Source organism: Streptomyces sp. WI03-4A (assembly GCF_033792105.1).
Classification (GTDB): domain Bacteria; phylum Actinomycetota; class Actinomycetes; order Streptomycetales; family Streptomycetaceae; genus Streptomyces; species Streptomyces collinus_A.
The window spans coordinates 162,261-178,163 of the sequence record NZ_JARAUO010000011.1; the positions used below are offsets into that span (position 1 = coordinate 162,261).

At 74.8% G+C, this 15,903-nt stretch carries 12 protein-coding genes; 9 read left to right on the forward strand and 3 right to left on the reverse strand.

Annotated features, from left to right (window positions below):
* Nucleotides 1–39 precede the first annotated feature (39 nt).
* The 6 genes from PV343_RS14940 (at nt 40) to PV343_RS14965 (ending at nt 8,527) form a co-directional block, all read left to right on the forward strand.
* Nucleotides 40–942, forward strand: coding sequence for a ribokinase (locus tag PV343_RS14940; RefSeq protein ID WP_319147384.1), 903 nt, complete (start codon nt 40–42; stop codon nt 940–942).
* Nucleotides 939–1,328, forward strand: coding sequence for a D-ribose pyranase (gene rbsD / locus PV343_RS14945; RefSeq protein WP_319147385.1), 390 nt, complete (start codon nt 939–941; stop codon nt 1,326–1,328). Before PV343_RS14940 ends, rbsD begins: the two co-directional genes overlap by 4 nt.
* A gap of 231 nt (nt 1,329–1,559) precedes the next feature.
* Entirely contained in the window at nt 1,560–1,943 is a 384-nt protein-coding gene (locus PV343_RS14950; RefSeq protein ID WP_319147386.1) for a CU044_2847 family protein, read from the forward strand.
* Between the two features lie 3 nt (nt 1,944–1,946).
* The gene (locus tag PV343_RS14955) at nt 1,947–4,118 is read left to right on the forward strand and encodes a trypsin-like peptidase domain-containing protein (RefSeq protein WP_319147387.1); all 2,172 of its coding nucleotides are present in this window, start codon (nt 1,947–1,949) and stop codon (nt 4,116–4,118) included.
* Nucleotides 4,115–5,065, forward strand: a complete 951-nt coding sequence (locus PV343_RS14960) for an AAA family ATPase (RefSeq protein ID WP_319147388.1) — start codon at nt 4,115–4,117, stop codon at nt 5,063–5,065. The genes PV343_RS14955 and PV343_RS14960 overlap by 4 nt, the downstream gene beginning before the upstream one ends.
* Before the next feature lie 3 nt (nt 5,066–5,068).
* The gene (locus PV343_RS14965) at nt 5,069–8,527 is read left to right on the forward strand and encodes an SAV_2336 N-terminal domain-related protein (protein WP_319147389.1); all 3,459 of its coding nucleotides are present in this window, start codon (nt 5,069–5,071) and stop codon (nt 8,525–8,527) included.
* A 69-nt stretch (nt 8,528–8,596) separates the two neighbouring features.
* Here PV343_RS14965 and PV343_RS14970 read toward each other — a convergent pair whose 3' ends face one another.
* The 3 genes from PV343_RS14970 to PV343_RS14980 are packed head-to-tail and all read right to left on the reverse strand — an operon-like array spanning nt 8,597 to nt 11,738.
* Nucleotides 8,597–9,397 carry a sugar phosphate isomerase/epimerase family protein gene (locus PV343_RS14970; protein WP_319147411.1) on the reverse strand — a complete coding sequence of 267 codons (801 nt, stop codon included), beginning with the start codon at nt 9,395–9,397 and terminating at the stop codon, nt 8,597–8,599.
* A 41-nt stretch (nt 9,398–9,438) separates the two neighbouring features.
* Nucleotides 9,439–10,590 (reverse strand): dihydrodipicolinate synthase family protein, encoded by a 1,152-nt coding sequence (locus PV343_RS14975; protein ID WP_319147390.1) that lies wholly within the window; start codon nt 10,588–10,590, stop codon nt 9,439–9,441.
* Nucleotides 10,587–11,738 carry a Gfo/Idh/MocA family oxidoreductase gene (locus PV343_RS14980; protein ID WP_319147391.1) on the reverse strand — a complete coding sequence of 384 codons (1,152 nt, stop codon included), beginning with the start codon at nt 11,736–11,738 and terminating at the stop codon, nt 10,587–10,589. The genes PV343_RS14975 and PV343_RS14980 overlap by 4 nt, the downstream gene beginning before the upstream one ends.
* Before the next feature lie 282 nt (nt 11,739–12,020).
* Between PV343_RS14980 and PV343_RS14985 the strand changes: the two genes are divergently transcribed.
* The 3 genes from PV343_RS14985 (at nt 12,021) to PV343_RS14995 (ending at nt 15,523) form a co-directional block, all read left to right on the forward strand.
* Nucleotides 12,021–13,067: a LacI family DNA-binding transcriptional regulator gene (locus PV343_RS14985; RefSeq protein WP_319147392.1), complete on the forward strand. Its 1,047-nt coding sequence runs from the start codon at nt 12,021–12,023 to the stop codon at nt 13,065–13,067.
* 266 nt (nt 13,068–13,333) lie between these two features.
* A complete protein-coding gene (locus PV343_RS14990; protein ID WP_319147393.1) occupies nt 13,334–14,134 on the forward strand; it encodes a sugar phosphate isomerase/epimerase family protein in 801 nt (266 codons plus the stop codon).
* Between the two features lie 108 nt (nt 14,135–14,242).
* A complete protein-coding gene (locus tag PV343_RS14995; RefSeq protein ID WP_319147394.1) occupies nt 14,243–15,523 on the forward strand; it encodes an MFS transporter in 1,281 nt (426 codons plus the stop codon).
* The last annotated feature ends 380 nt before the right edge of the window (nt 15,524–15,903 follow it).

Consider the following 15,903-nt stretch of genomic DNA (forward strand, 5'->3'; position numbering starts at 1 on the left):
CCGCCCGCCCCGGGTGATCTCTTCAGGGGAGTCGATTCCATGAACGACTACGACCTGCTGGTCGTGGGTTCGGCCAACGCCGACCTGGTGATCGGCGTCGAGCGGCGGCCGGCCGCCGGCGAGACCGTGCTCGGCGGCGACCTGGCCGTCCACCCGGGCGGCAAGGGCGGCAACCAGGCGGTCGCCGCGGCCCGGCTCGGAGCCCGCACGGCACTGCTGGCCCGGGTCGGCGACGACGCGCACGGCCGGCTGCTGCTGGACGCGCAGCGGGCGGCCGGGGTGGACACGGCGGGCGTGCTGGTGGGCGGGGCGCCCACGGGCGTCGCCCTGATCACCGTGGACCCCTCCGGGGACAACAGCATCGTCGTGTCGCCCGGCGCCAACGCCCGGCTCGCCCCGGCGGACGTCCGCTCGGCCGCGGCCCTGGTCCGTGTCGCGCGGGTGGTGTCGGCGCAGCTGGAGATCCCGCTGGAGACGGTCGTGGAGGTCGTACGGAACCTGTCCCCGGACAGCCGCTTCGTGCTCAACCCCTCACCGCCGCGCCCGCTCCCCGACGAGGTCCTGGCCGTCTGCGACCCGCTGATCGTGAACGAGCACGAGGCCCGGGTCCTGCTCGGCGAGGCGTGCGAGGGCGACGACCCGGCGGACTGGGCCCGGCTGCTACTGGCCAGGGGGCCGCGTTCGGTGGTGGTGACCCTGGGGGCGGCCGGCGCGCTGGTGTGCGACGGCTCGGGGGTCAGCCGGGTGCCCGCGCCGGAGGTGGACGCGGTCGACACGACCGGCGCCGGTGACGCGTTCACCGCCGCGCTGGCCGTCGGACTCGGTTCCGGCGCGCCGCTCGCCGACGCGGCGGCCCACGCGGCCCGGGTCGGCGCGGTGGCGGTGACCCGCCGGGGCGCGCAGGAGTCGTACCCGACGCTCGCGGAGGTCGAGGCGCTGTGAAGAAGACGGGCATCCTCAACCGGCACCTGGCGGGCGCGCTGGCCGAACTGGGGCACGGGCACGAGGTGCTGGTGTGCGACGCGGGCATGCCGGTGCCGGACGGGCCGCGCGTCGTCGACCTGGCCTTCCGCGCCGGTGTCCCGTCCTTCGCCGAGGTCCTGGACGGGCTGCTGGCGGAGCTGGTGGTGGAGGGGGCCACGGCGGCCGACGAGGTCACGGACGCCAACCCGGCCGCGGCCCGGCTGCTGTCCGAGCGGCTCCCCGGTCTGACGCACGTACCGCACGAGCGGCTCAAGGACCTGTCCGCGCGGGCCCGCCTCGTGGTGCGCACCGGGGAGGCCCGGCCGTACGCCAACGTGCTGCTGCGGTGCGGGGTGTTCTTCTAGGGCGCCGGACCGGCCCCGGGCCGGTGACGTTTCGAGGGGGTGCGCCCGGTCCGTCGACCGGGCCCACCCCCTCGGCTTTCCCCTCCCCGCCAGAACCCCGAGATCCCCCCCGGGTCCCCCCCGGAGGTTCTGACGCACGGTACGACCGGCGGTCCTGGGAAAGGGTTGTACGGGACGCGGGTTTTTTTCTTCGGCCTTCTCAGCGGTCGGCTGATCGGCACAATGGCAAGAGTGTCGGACTTCAGCGAACTCCAGTTGGCCGACGGGACGTTGGTGCGTTTCGAACTCGGCCCGGGGGGCGGTTCGGCCGCCCCCGCCGAGCCGTCCGCCGACCGCCCGGAAGGCATGGGGGCCACCGTGCCGGTGTCCCGGCGCGGCCAGGCCGTCGCCTCCTACGCCGTCGAGACGCTACGCAGCACGCTGCGGCCGCTCGGGCCGTTCCTGCAGGAGGTCCACGACGCGGTGTCGGCCTCGGACCGGCCGCCGCAGGAGATCAGCGTGACCTTCGGCGTGCAGGTCGGGCATGATCTCAGGCTCGGCATTGTCGGAGGCAACGGGCAGGCGCACCTGACCGTCTCGGCCACCTGGCGGCCCGCGCCCGCCGGCACGGACTGATCCATGGGCTGGTTCTTCAGATCGGACGGCTCGACGGCGGCCGATCCACGGCACTGTGTGGTCTCGGTGCTGGAATCGTCCGGCTCGGCCAGCGTGGGCGCGGGTGTCCTGCTCACCCGCGACCATCTGCTGACCTGCGCGCACGTCGTGAACGACGCGCTGGGCCGGGGACCGTTCGACCCGCGCCTTCCGGCCGACCGCACCGTGCCGGTCGCCCTGCACGGCCCCGCCACGACGGTCCGCTGCGACGCCCGGATCGCGCACTGGGTGCCACCGCGCCGCCGGGACGGTTCGCCTGGTTCCCCGGGGGACGAGGACCACGAGTGGCTGGGCGACCTGGCCGTCCTGCGGCTGGAGACGGTCTCGGGGCGGAACGTGGTGCTGCCGCAGTGGCTGCCCATGACGGTCGGCCAGTCGCTGCGCGCCTGGCACAGCACCGGACTGAGCCACTCCTTCGCGGACGTCCGCGTCAAGACCTGCGACGAGACCGTCGGATATGTGGACGGCGACGCCACCGGCATGGCGATCGGCCCCTCCTACAGTGGCGGCCCGCTGTGGTCGGTCGGCGACAACGCGGTGGTCGGCATCGTCGCCGGGCACGTCATGCCGCCGAACGACCCGCACAGCGGACGGCCGCTGCCCTACAGCTCCCAGCACATCGCCCGGCGCAGCTGGGGCATCCCCTGGCAGCGCATCGAGGCCGAACTGCGAGCGGCCGGCGGGGCCGAGCTCTTCGAGGCGCCGGAACCCGACCCGGACGACCCGGCCTACGACCTGATGGTGGACCTGGTGGACCAGCACCTGCCGATGTCGGTACGCCGTATCGAGTACGCGCAGGCCGTCGCGGACCAGTGCGGGTACGGCTGCCCCGACGACCGGTCCGCGCCCACCCCGGAGGAGTTCGCGGCCCTGCTGCTGTCCGAGCCGCGGGCCCTGGCCGCGCTGGTGGAACTGATGCGCCGCCGTGAGCCGACGGCCGTACCCCACCTGCTCGCGGCCGGCCGGCTGTCCGCCGTGCCGCGGCTGCTGTCCCCACGCGAGCACCGCAAGCTGATGCGGCAGTTGGACGCCCTTCCCGCCGCGCTGCGGGCCCGGCTGCCCGAGGTGGTGCGGGCGGCCCTGCCGCTGGCCGCCGCGGTACCCGGCGAGAGCACCAAGGCGGTCCTCGACCACCTGGAGTGCCTGCCCGGGGACAGCAGGACCGACGCGGACGGGCTGCGCGTCCCGGGACTGCTGCGCGTGGTGGAGTACCTTGCCGCGCTCGCGCCACCCGCGCTCCAGGGCTCCCTCCGGCTGTGGACGATGTCGGTCGTGGACCGGTTGGGCATCCCGGCCACCTCGCTCGTCGAACGGCGGACGGACGCAGAGGAGTGGGCGCGCGCCGAGCAGGAACGGACCGCGCCCGCGCGGGTGACGGCCCAGGTGGAGCGGGTGGGCGCGGACAGTTACCGGCTGCGGGTGTGGTGCGACCAGGGCGACGGGCCCCGGCAGACGTCGGTGGACGCCGAGACCCCACGCTCCGGCGCGGCCGCCGCCCGCGAACTGCTCGAGGTTCTCGACGCGCTGTACCGGGCCGCCCCCGACCGGGGCAGGCCGGTGCTGGAACTCGTCGTCGACCGGGACGGCCTCAACCTGCCCGCGGACGAGTGGGGCGGCTCCGGTGCCGGGCCGTGCGCGTTCGGCGCGGACGAGCTGCCCGAAGTGCTCGGCGCCGAGTTCCCGGTGGTCGTCACCTGTCCGGAACTCCTGCACCGGCACGAACGTTTCCATCCCGACTGGCGCCACCGCTGGAGACTTCTCGACTCGGACGCCCGCCTGACGTTCGACGACCCCACCCAGGGCCGTGGAGAGGTCTATGGCGCCGTGCTGGCCGACAAGGACGCCGTCCGGGTCGCCGTGGACGTCCCCTTCCGCTCACGTGACGAGATCGTGCAGACCTGTCTGATGATGGGGGTGCCCGTGGTGATGTGGGACCGCGGCCGGCCGGATCGCTCCCATGCCCTGGCCCGGCTGTCGCCGGTGCCGGTCCGCGCGCTGCCGGAGGGCACCCGGGCGTACCGGGCGATGAGTCTGGGCAGTCCTTCGCAGTACCCCGGCCGCCCCGTCCTCGCCTGGTCGGACGCGGACCGCTCGGTGCCCCGGCTGCAGCTGGCCGAACCTCGGGAGAACTCATGAGCACCTCGGCGCACGGCAGTTGGCGGATCTTCCGCGGGGACGGGGTGGCCCGCCCGGTCAGCATGCCGCCCGCCCCGCCCTGGCGGCGGTTCCGTCCCGGAGGCCGTGGCTCCGGGCCGCTCCCCTATCTCGTCGCCCCCGAGCACGCGGACGTGGTCAACGCGGCGCTGCACCTGCGCCGCCCCTTGCTCGTCACCGGCCCGGCGGGCACCGGCAAGTCGTCGCTGGCCCGGGCCGTGGCGCACGAACTGAGCCTGGGCGAACTGCTGCGCTGGCCGGTCAACAGCCGCTCCAGCGTTCAGGAGGCGCTCTACCAGTACGACGCGATCGGCAGGCTGCGGGAGACCACGCTGAGCCGGGACCGGGGCGAGGCGGAGCCCGCGATCGGTACGTTCATCCGGCTCGGTCCGCTCGGCACGGCGCTCGCCCCGCACGACACTCCTCGCGCGTTGCTGGTCGACGAGATGGACAAGGGCGACGTGGACCTGCCCAACGATCTGCTGACCGTGTTCGAGGAGGGTGTTTTCGACATCCCCGAACTGGGCCGCCTGCCCGAGGAAATGGCCGAGGTCGAGGTGCTGACCGCCGACCACCGCGGCTCGGTGACGGTGCGCCAGGGCCGGGTGGAGTGCACCGAGTTCCCGGTCGTCGTGATCACCAGCAACGGCGAGCGCGACTTCCCGCCCGCCTTCCTGCGCCGCTGCATTCGCCTCGCGCTGCCCATGCCGGACGAGGAACGGCTGCGGGCGATCGTCGCGGCCCATCTGGGGCCGGAGATCCTGCCGGAGGTGGACGACCTGCTGCAGGCCTTCCTGCGTCGGCGCGCGCCGGGCGAGCTGGCCACCGACCAGCTGCTGAACGCCGTGTTCCTGCGCACCAACGGGGTGGATCTCGACGCCGACGGCCTGCTGGACGCGGTCCTGCACCAGCTCACGGGAACGGTCTGAGCCGTGCCGGGGGCGTGGGGGGAGGGGGGTGCCGATCGCCTGGGCGCGCTGATCGGCGTCCTCAAGGGGGTCGGGTACGACCTCGATTCGCAGGAGGTGCTGGACGTGCTGTGGCTGGCCGGCCGGCTGCCGCGGGACGGACAGGAGCAGCCGCTGCCGCGGATGCTGCGCCGGACGGCGGTGCCCGCGCAGCCCCCGCCGCCGGGTCGGCCGCCGGCACCGGCAGAACCCGAGGAGGAGCCCCAGACCCCGCCGGGCGAACCCGATCTCCCTCCGCTGGCCATGCCGGAGCTGCACGCGGCCCCGCTGCCGCCCGCACTGCCCGACCTGCCCGACCTGCCGATGGCGCTGCCCCGGCCGGAAGAGGGGCGGCGTGCGCTGCCGCTGCTCGTGCCGGAGGAGAAGGCGCTGCGGGACGAGCTGGTCATCGGGCGGGCGCTGCGACCGCTGAAACGGAAGCGGCCGAGCCCCAGACTGCGTGAGGTGGACGAGGCGGCGACGGCCGCACAGCTCGCCGAGACGCGGCTGCCGGACGTGGTGCTGCGCCCTCGCCGGGAGCGCTGGCTGAACCTGGTCCTGGTGGTGGACGACGGTCTGTCGATGCTGCTGTGGCACCGGCTCACGGCCGAACTGCTGACGACCCTGCAGCGGATCGGCGCCTTCCGGTCGATCCACGTCCGCGGTATCGACACCCGGGCGCCGAACGGACCGGTGCTGCGCGGGCACCCGTTCGACCCGGACAGTTCGGTGCTGTCCCCGTCGGCCCTCGTCGATCCCTCCGGGCAGACGCTGGTCTTCCTCGTCAGCGACGGCATGGGCTCGGGGTGGCGCAGCGGCGCGGTGCACGACGTCCTTCTGCGGTGGGCGGCCAGCGGGCCGACGGCGATCCTGCACACCCTGCCGGCCGCCCTGTGGGACGGCTCCGGCATCCAGGCCGACCGCTGGCAGGCCACGACCCGCCGGCCGGGCGGCGCGAACACCTCCTGGCGGGTCAGCGACCGTGTGCTGCCCATCGACTTCTCGGGGCTGCCCGTCCCGGTGCTGCGGCCCACTGCCGAGTCCCTGCGCACCTGGACCGAGCTGCTGACCTCGCCGGGCACCACGGTCGAGCTCCCGCTGCTGGCCCGTCCGAGGCGCCATGCCCCGGTCGCCTCCCGCCAGGTGGGCAGCCTGCAGCACTTCCGGGACGCGGCCTCTCCCGAGGCGTACCGGCTCGCCGCCCATCTGGCCGCTGTCTCCCCGCTGACCGTGCCGGTGATGCGGCTGGTGCAGTCCGCGGTGCCCTGGCAGGCCCGTACGACGCATCTGGCGGAAGTCTTCCTGGGCGGCCTGGTCCATCCACGCACGGCGCCGGTGCCCGGCCCGCTGCCCGCCAAGCACCGCGTCTTCGACTTCACCGAGGACTGCAAGACCGCTCTGCTGGACGCCGTGCCGAGCGGGGAGCTGCTGCGCACCAGCCGTCGCATCGGGCGGCGTCTGGAGCAGCTCGCCGGCCGCTCGCCCGATTTCCCGGCCTGGCTGGCGCATCCCGAGGGCACGGACCGGCTGCCCGCGGGGTCCTCGTCCTTCACCGCCGTGGAACGCCGCCTGATGGCACGCTTCGGGGTGAGCGCGCCCGCTCCGGCGGTCCCCGAGCCACCGCCGCGGGTGGTGCGGCCGCCGGTGTGGAACGCGCTGACCCCGCAGGACCCGACCACGCTCGGCCCCTACGCGCTGCGCGGCCGCCGTCCCGGCCGTCGCACCGTCGTCTACCTCGGCGAATCCCCGTATGACGGCGAGGCGGCGCTGCGCACCGTACGGCCCGAACTCCCGCCGTCGACCGCGCGTCTGCTGGACACCGAGGCGGAGGCCCTGCGCCGGATGGGCGGCCGGTACGCTCCCGAGCTGCTTCGCACCGGGCAGGAGGGCCGGACCCGGTGGATCGCCGTGCGGCTGTTCCCGTCGGCCGGTGGCTCGAACGCCCAGCCGCCCCGGCTGAGCGACCTGCTGGCCTACGTCGGTGCCGACCAGCTGGGCGCCTTCGACCTGCTGACCAGCCTTCAGCTCGGCTTCCACCTGGCCAGCGCGCTGAACATCTGCCACCTCAACGAACTGGTGCCCGCCGATCTGTCGGCGGACTCCGTGGTGGTGCTGGAGCGGACGGTGCTGCTCACCGGCCTGTCGGACTGCGCGATCGACGGCGAGTTCCACGGAGCGGGCGCCCCGCCCACCAAGTCGGGCAACATCAGGGAGCTGGGCGAGCTGCTGCGGCTCGTCAGCAGCCGTCCCCGGGCCCCGCTGCCGGGGCTGCCCGAGGGTATGCACCGCTGGTCGGGCGACACCTGGCAGCCGCTGCGTGACCTCGTCCTGCGCTGTCTGGACGCCGATCCGGCGGTGCGTCCCGCGGCGGGCGAGGTGGCGGACCGACTGGCCCAGTACGTGGCGATCGCGGCAGCCATGCGCGGCGGGACGACGGTGGACGGCTCCGGCGCCCCCGCTCCGGCGCGCACCCGCACCGAGCCGCCCGAGCTGGCGCCGGACGCGGTGCCGCCGGGCCGGCCGTCCTCCGGAGCTCCGCGCGTGGCCGGGGCCCCGCCCACCGCCGGGTCCGGGCCAGGTGCGGACGGCCCGGTCGGCGCCGGTGCCCGCGCGACGGCGCCCAGGGCGCCGTCCTTCGGCTACTTCGGCCGGGCCGAACGCGCCCACCGGCTCGCCCTGGTCCGGCGGCCGCTGCGGCGCAGCCGCCGCATCACCCTGGTCGGGGTGCAGCCGCACTCCGGGCGGGCCACCACGACCGTCGTCCTCGGTTCGCTCTTCGTCGCCCTGCGCGGGCAGGCGGCGCTCGCCGTGGACGGGGCGCCGCACACCGGCGACCTGCACGGCCACCTGCCGCCCGAGGCCGCCACGACACCGCGCCGGCTGACCCGGCTCTCCCCGGACGCCTCGTACGAGGAGGTCCGCCGCCACACGAGCCGGCTGTACTCGGGCCTGGAGGTGCTGGCCCATCGCGCTCTGCGGGCGACGCCCAGCTCCGCCTACGCCGACGAGTACCGGCACATCCTGTCCCTGACGGCCCGGCACTATCCCGTCGTGCTGATCGACTGGGCCGGTGGCCGGTTCGACGAGTCGGCGGACGTGGTCCTGGAGCACACCGACCAGCTGGTCGTGTGCTGCACACCGGAGCACGGGGGCGCCCCGGTCCAGGAACTGCTCGACGGTCTGCGCCGTCGGGGCTGGGGGGAGCTCGCCGACGGTGCCGTTGTCACCGTGACTCTCACGGTGGTCAACGAGTCCTGGTCCGCGGTCGCCCGGTCGGGGATGGCCGACATGCATCGGGATCTGATCGTGGTCCCCTACGACTCCCATCTGTCGGCACGGCGGGCGGTGGATCTCTCCCGGCTCAGGCCCCGCACGGCCAACGCCTTCCTGGACCTGGCGGCCCTGGTGATGACGGAGCCCGACGCGCCGAACGACCGCGACTGAGCCGAGGCCGTCCGGCGCTCAGCCCAGGGTCCACGCCGGTCGGCACCGGGCGAGGTCCACCGCCCGGCGTCAGCCGACGACGTGGGTCCGGAAGCGTTCCGCCGTCTCCGCCAGTACCTCCCGCCCGTCCCGTGCCCACAGTCCCTCGTTGAACAGTTCGACCTCGATCGGGCCCGTGTAGCCGGCCGCCTCCACGTGCCGCTTCCACGCGCGCAGGTCGATCGCGCCGTCGCCGAGCTGTCCGCGGCCGTTGAGGACGCCCTCGGGCAGCGGGGTGGTCCAGTCGGCGAGCTGGAAGGCGTGGAGCCGGCCCGCGGCGCCCGCGCGGGCGATCTGCCGCGGGGCCCGGTCGTCCCACCAGACGTGGTAGGTGTCGACGACCACGCCGACCTGGTCGGCGGGGAAGCGTTCGGCGAGGTCCAGGGCCTGGGCCAGGGTGGAGACCACGCAGCGGTCGGACGCGTACATGGGGTGCAGCGGCTCGACGGCCAGGCGCACGCCGTGCTCCCGGGCGTACGGCCCCAGCTCGGCGAGCGCGTCGGCGACGCGCTCGCGGGCCGCCCGCAGGTCCCGGGAGCCGGGCGGGAGGCCGCCCGAGACCAGGACCAGGACCTGTGTGCCCAGGGCCGCCGCCTCCTCGATCGCGCGCCGGTTGTCGGCCAGCGCGGCCGCCCGGGGCCCGGCGTCGGCCGCCGTGAGGAAGCCGCCCCGGCACAGCGTGGTCACCGTCAGGCCCGCGTCGCGGACCAGCTTGGCGGTCGCGTCGACGCCGTACGACCGGACCGGCTCGCGCCACAGGCCGACCCCGGGCACGCCCGAGCGGGCGCAGGCGTCGACGAGTTCGGGCAGGCTGAGCTGGCGGACCGTCATCTGGTTGACGGAGAGCCGCGCGAGTTCCGTGTCCACCGTGTTCACTGGGCCACCCCGTACAGCGACAGCAGGTTCCTCATCCGTTCCTCGGCCAGTTTCGGGTCGGGGAACAGGCCCAGGCCGTCGGCGAGTTCGTAGGCGCGGGCGAGGTGCGTCAGGGAGCGGGCCGACTGCAGGCCGCCGACCATCGTGAAGTGGTCCTGGTGGCCCGCGAGCCAGGCCAGCAGGACGACCCCGGTCTTGTAGAAGCGGGTCGGGGGCTGGAACAGGTGGCGGGCCAGGGCGATGGTGGGATCGAGCAGGGCGCGGAAGCCCGCCGTGTCCCCCGTGTCCAGCAGCCGCACCGCCTCGGCGGCGAGCGGTCCCAGCGGGTCGAAGACGCCGAGCAGGGCGTGGCTGAAGCCCTGGTCGTCGCCCGCGATCAGCTCGGGGTAGTGGAAGTCGTCACCCGTGTAGCAGCGGACCCCGGCGGGGAGCCGGCGGCGCAGCGCGGTCTCGCGCCGGGCGTCGAGCAGGGAGACCTTGACGCCGTCGACCTTGCCGGGGTGGGCCGCGACCACCGCGAGGAACGTCTCCGTCGCCGCGTCGAGGTCGGACGAACCCCAGTAGCCCTCCAGGTCCGGGTCGAACATCGGGCCCAGCCAGTGCAGGATCACCGGCTCGGTGGCCTGCCGCAGGAGGTGGCCGTAGGTCTCCAGGTAGTCCTCGGGTCCGGACGCGGCGGCGGCCAGCGCCCGGGAGGCCATCAGGACCGCCTGGGCGCCGGACTCCTCGACCAGGGTGAGCTGTTCCTCGTACGCGGCGCGGATCTCGGGCAGGGTGCCGCCGGTGATCTGGTCCGTGCCGGCACCGCAGGCGATGCGGCCGCCCACGCTCCTGGCCTCGGCCGCCGACCGGCGGATCAGCTCGGCCGCGCCCGCCCAGTCCAGGCCCATGCCGCGCTGGGCGGTGTCCATCGCCTCGGCGACGCCGAGCCCGTGGGACCACAGGTGGCGGCGGAAGGCGAGGGTGGCGTCCCAGTCGACGGCGGCGGGCGCGCCGGGTGAGACGTCGGCGCGGGGGTCGGCGACGACGTGCGCCGCCGCGAAGACCGTACGGGAGGTGAGGGGGGTGCCGGGGGTGAGGCCGAGCGGTTCGGGGCGCGGCTCGTACGTCCTCGTGCCCCCGTCGGCGGCCGGGAGCCGGAGGGTCACAGCGCGACCTCCGGCACGTCGATGCGGCGGCCCTCGGCCGAGGACTGCAGGCCGAGTTCGGCGAGCTGGACGCCTCGGGCGCCGGCCAGCAGGTCCCAGTGGTAGGGGGTGCCGGCGTGGACGTGCCGCAGGAACAGCTCCCACTGCGCCTTGAAGCCGTTGTCGAACTCGGCGTTGTCCGGGACCTCCTGCCACTGGTCGCGGAAGACCTCGGTCGCGGGCAGGTCGGGGTTCCAGACCGGCTTGGGGGTGGCGCCGCGGTGCTGCGCGCGGCAGTGGCGCAGCCCGGCGACGGCCGATCCGTGGGTGCCGTCGACCTGGAACTCGACCAGTTCGTCGCGGTGGACGCGGACCGCCCAGGAAGAGTTGATCTGGGCGATCGCGCCGCCCTCGATCTCGAAGATGCCGTAGGCGGCGTCGTCGGCGGTGGCGTCGTAGGGCTTGCCGTGCTCGTCCCAGCGCTGCGGGATGTGGGTGGTGGCGAGCGCCTGGACGGAGGTCACCCGGCCGAACAGCTCGTGCAGCACGTACTCCCAGTGCGGGAACATGTCGACGACGATGCCGCCGCCGTCCTCGGCCCGGTAGTTCCAGGAGGGGCGCTGGGCGGGCTGCCAGTCGCCCTCGAAGACCCAGTAGCCGAACTCGCCGCGGACCGACAGGACGCGGCCGAAGAAGCCGGCGTCGACCAGGCGCTTCAGCTTGCGCAGGCCCGGCAGGAAGATCTTGTCCTGGACGACGCCGTGCCTGATGCCCCGGTCCCGGGCGAGCCGGGCGAGTTCGAGGGCGCCGGCGAGGCCGGTGGCAGTGGGCTTCTCGGTGTAGACGTGCTTGCCGGCCGCGATCGCCTTGCGGAGGGACTCCTCGCGGGCCGAGGTGACCTGGGAGTCGAAGTAGACGTCGACGTCCGGGTCGGCGAGGACGGCGTCCAGGTCGGTGGAGACGTGCTCCAGGCCGTGCCGTTCGGCGATCTCCCTGAGGGCGTGTTCGCGACGGCCGAGGAGGACCGGCTCGGGCCACAGCACGGTGCCGTCGCCGAGGTCGAGGCCGCCCTGCTCGCGCAGGGCGAGGATCGACCGGACGAGGTGCTGGCGGTAGCCCATGCGCCCGGTCACGCCGTTCATGGCGATACGCACCGTCTTGCGTGTCACGTCAGTCCCTTCGTCGGCGCCGTACGGCCCGATCGGCATCGGCGTCGGCAGCGGCGGCAGCGCGGTCAGCAAGCGCTTTCTATCCGATGAGAAGCTAGCCGCTGAGCCCTGTACCGGACAAGACCGTGTCCTTTTCGAGTTGTTCGAGGGAGCGAACAACACGGTTGGTTGGCCTTAGGGTCTGCTGGACACCGGGCGGAACCGTGACCGTGACCGGCCTGTCTACGAGGACGGAACCATGCGCGGGCAGACGCGCGACCTGAGCACGACCGGAGGACGACGATGACGGTGACCCTGGCGGATGTGGCGGCCCGCGCACAGGTCTCCCCCGCGACGGTGTCGCGCGTGCTGAACGGCAATTACCCGGTCGCCGCCGCCACACGCGAGCGGGTGCTGCGCGCGGTGGACGAACTGGACTACGTCCTCAACGGCCCCGCCAGCGCGCTCGCCGCGGCCACCTCCGACCTCGTCGGCATCCTCGTCAACGACATCGCGGACCCCTTCTTCGGCATCATGGCGAGCGCGATCCAGGCCGAGATCGGCGGGCCGGGCGGCCGGGCCGGCGGGGAGCGGCTCGCGGTCGTCTGCAACACCGGCGGCTCGCCGGAGCGCGAACTGACGTATCTCACCCTGCTGCAGCGGCAGCGGGCCGCGGCCGTGGTGCTGACCGGCGGTGCCGTGGAGCACGCGCCGCACGCCGCGGCGGTGGCGGCGAAGCTGCGGAAGCTGGCGGCCGCGGGCACCCGGGTGGTGCTGTGCGGGCGGCCGCCGGCGCCGGACACCGAGGCCGTCGCGCTGACCTTCGACAACCGCGGCGGCGCCCGTGCGCTGACGGACCACCTCATCGGTCTCGGCCACCGTCGGCTCGGCTACATCGCGGGGCCCGAGGAGCGCACCACGACCCGGCACCGGCTCGAGGGCCACCGCGCCGCGCTGGCGGCGGCCGGCATCGAGGAGGACCCGCGCTGGACGGTGTACGGCCGCTACGACCGGCGGTCCGGCCACGAGGCCACCCTGGAACTGCTGCGCCGGGACTCGTCCCTGACGGCGATCGTGGCCGCGAACGACTCCGTCGCCCTCGGCGCCTGCGCCGCCCTGCGCGAGTCCGGGCTGCGCATCCCCGAGGACGTCTCGGTGGCCGGCTTCGACGACCTTCCCTTCAGCATCGACGCGGTGCCGTCCCTGACGACGGTCCGGCTGCCCCTGGCGGACGCGGGCGCCCGGGCGGGCCGCATCGCCATGGGCCGCGAGGAACCCCCGCCCGGCGGGATCGCCTCGGTGCGCGGGGAGTTGATGGTGCGGGGGTCCTCCGGGGTGCCGCGGAGCTGAGCGCGGGGGTGTCCGAGTGGCCGCGGTGCGTGGGGCTCTCGGTGTGTGAGGGGTCGCGGGTGCGTAGGGACTGGTCGCGCAGTTCCCCGCGTCCCTGGGGCGAGCGGAGCGGGCGTCGGCCGACCGGTTCGGCGGGACACTCCGACGCGGACGCCGGGCGCGCTCGTCGCGGAGCGGCCGCACCGCTTCGCCGGTAAGGATCCGGTCGGCCGGGACCGGCGGTTGGATCTGCGCGGATCGGGCATGTGACGAGTAGGGTCCGGAGCATGAAGCTGGCGTTCTCCACTCTCGGTGTCCCCGGCCTGTCCGTCCCCGACGTCCTGGCGCTCGCGACCGCGCACGGCTATCACGGCGTCGAACTGCGCGCCCATCCCGAGGAGCCGGTGCACCCGGGCCTCACCGCCGCCGAGCGCGCCGAGACGGCCGCGCTGTTCAAGGCGGCGGGCGTAGAGATGCTCGGTCTCGCCGGGTACACGCGCGTCGCCGCGCCCGGCGACGACGCCCCCGTCCTGGACGAGCTCCGCAGACTCCTCCAGCTCGCGCACGACCTGGGCGCCCCCTTCCTGCGGGTGTTCCCGGGCGCCGACCCCGACCTGCCCGCCGAGGAGTCCGACGCCGTCGCCGCCCGGCGGCTGGGCACCGCCGCCGAGGACGCGGCCGCGCTCGGCGTCCGCATCCTGCTGGAGACCCACGACTCGCACCGCACGGGCGCCGACCTGATCCGGGTGCTCGGCCCGGTCGGCCACCGGCAGGTGGGCGCCCTCTGGGACGTGATGCACACCTGGCTGGGCGGCGAGCAGCCCCAGGACAGCTACGCCGCCCTCGCCCCGCACCTCGGCTACGTCCAGGTCAAGGACATCGCCTCCGCCGACGACACGAGCCCGCTGCCGCTCGGCGCGGGCGTGCTGCCCCTGACCGAGTGCGTGGACGTCCTGTGCCGACACGGCTGGGACGGCTGGCTGTGCTGGGAGTACGAGAAGCGCTGGTACGAGTCGGCCGCCCCGCTCCCGGACCTGCTGGACGCGGGCCGCGACCACCTCGTGCGGCTGCTCGGCGAGGCCGCGTAAGGCCGCCGGGCGCCCGGTAATTGGCTGGCCGGTCCGCCACGGGACCGGCTAGCCTCCCCCGGTGATCCAGCACGCCGCGCGCGCCCTCCTCCGCTCCCGCCCCCTCTCATGAGCCTCGCCCGCTCACTGATCGACGTACGGCCGCTGCGCACCTCACCCGTCTTCCGGCGGCTGCTGATCGGGCGGACCGTCTCCGTGCTCGGCGGGTTCATGACCATGGTGACGGTCATGTACCAGGTCTGGGACATGACCCGCAGCACGGCGTGGACCGGCGCGGTCGGGCTGGCGCAGGCGCTCCCCCTCGTCGCGTTCGGGCTGTTCGCCGGCTCCTGGGTGGACCGCGCGGACCGGCGCCGGATCTATCTGACGGCCACCGTGGGCCAGGCCGTGTGCTCGCTGCTGCTCGCCGTGCAGGGCTTCACCGGCCATGTACCGGTGGTGGCCGTGCTCGCGCTGGTGGCCGCGCAGTCGGCGTTCGGTGCGCTCGGTGCCCCGGCGGCCGGGGTGTTCGTACCGCGACTGCTGCCCAAGGACCAGGTGGCCGCGGGTCTGGCCCTGAACCAGATCACCGGCCAGTCGATGATGCTGCTCGGGCCCGCCCTGGCCGGTGTGCTGCTGGGCCGGCTGGGCATCGGCGCGTGCTACCTGCTGGACGCGCTCAGCTTCTGCGTCGCCTTCTACGGGGCCTTCGGGCTGCCGGCTCTGCGCCCGCGGGGCGAGCCGTCGCGGGCGGGTGTGCACGGGGTGCTGGACGGGCTGCGGTTCCTGGCCGGGCACCGGGTGGTGCGGGGCGCACTGATCACCGACCTGGCCGCCACCGTGCTGTCGTTCCCGGTCAGCCTGTTCCCGCTGGTCAACGCCGAACGCTTCGGCGACGACCCGAGCACCCTCGGTCTGTTCCTGTCGGCCCTGGCCGTGGGCGGTGTCGCGGCGACCGCCCTGTCCGGCTCGCTGACCCGGCTCGGCCGGCCGGGCACGGTGATGCTGTGCGCCTCCGCGACCTGGGGCGCGGCCCTGGTCGGCTTCGGGCTGTCCCGCGACCCCTGGACCGGACTCGCGCTGCTCGCCGTCGCCGGGGCTGCCGACGCCACGGCGGTCGTCTCCCGCTCCACGATCGTGCAGACCCGCACCCCGGACGCGCTGCTCGGCCGGGTCACGGCGGCCGAGCAGATCGTCGGCCAGGCGGGCCCCAGCCTCGGCAACGCCCGGGGCGGCCTGCTCGCCGGCTGGACCTCGGGCGCGACCTCGCTGATCACGGGCGGCCTGCTGTGCGTCCTCGCGGTCGCCGCGGTCGCGACGACGACACCGGAACTCCGGGACGGCTCGGCACCGGAACCGGAACCGGCGGACGCACCCGCCGGCACCACGGAGGGCGTCACCGGGGCCTAGCCGACGCGACGAGCCCGAGCCGAGCACCGCGCGACCGTCCCGCCCGGGCGACGCGACGCCGTCTTCCCCTTGGGGCGGCGCGACGCGATCGTCCCCTCCGGGCGGCTCCGCAGCGCGGCACCGGAACCGGCGGACGCACCCGCCCGCACCACGGAGGGCGTCACCGGGGCCTAGCCGACGCGACGAGCCCGAGCCGAGCACCGCGCGACCGTCCCGGGCGGGCGGCGCGACGCCGTCTTCCCCTTGGGGCGGCGCGACGCGATCGTCCCCTCCGGACAGCGCAGCGCGGCACCGGAACCGGCGGACGCACCCGCCCGCACCACGGAGGGCGTCACCGGGGCCTAGCCGACGCGACGAGCCCGAGCCGAGCACCGCGCGAC

Bases quoted from the DNA above. Each gene is read 5' to 3' on its own strand.
- PV343_RS14940 (WP_319147384.1), top strand. From the start codon at position 40: ATGAACGACTACGACCTGCTGGTCGTGGGTTCGGCCAACGCCGACCTG.
- PV343_RS14955 (WP_319147387.1), top strand. From the start codon at position 1,947: ATGGGCTGGTTCTTCAGATCGGACGGCTCGACGGCGGCCGATCCACGG.
- PV343_RS14960 (WP_319147388.1), top strand. From the start codon at position 4,115: ATGAGCACCTCGGCGCACGGCAGTTGGCGGATCTTCCGCGGGGACGGG.
- PV343_RS14970 (WP_319147411.1), bottom strand. From the start codon at position 9,397: ATGACGGTCCGCCAGCTCAGCCTGCCCGAACTCGTCGACGCCTGCGCC.
- PV343_RS14985 (WP_319147392.1), top strand. From the start codon at position 12,021: ATGACGGTGACCCTGGCGGATGTGGCGGCCCGCGCACAGGTCTCCCCC.
- PV343_RS14990 (WP_319147393.1), top strand. From the start codon at position 13,334: ATGAAGCTGGCGTTCTCCACTCTCGGTGTCCCCGGCCTGTCCGTCCCC.
- PV343_RS14995 (WP_319147394.1), top strand. From the start codon at position 14,243: ATGAGCCTCGCCCGCTCACTGATCGACGTACGGCCGCTGCGCACCTCA.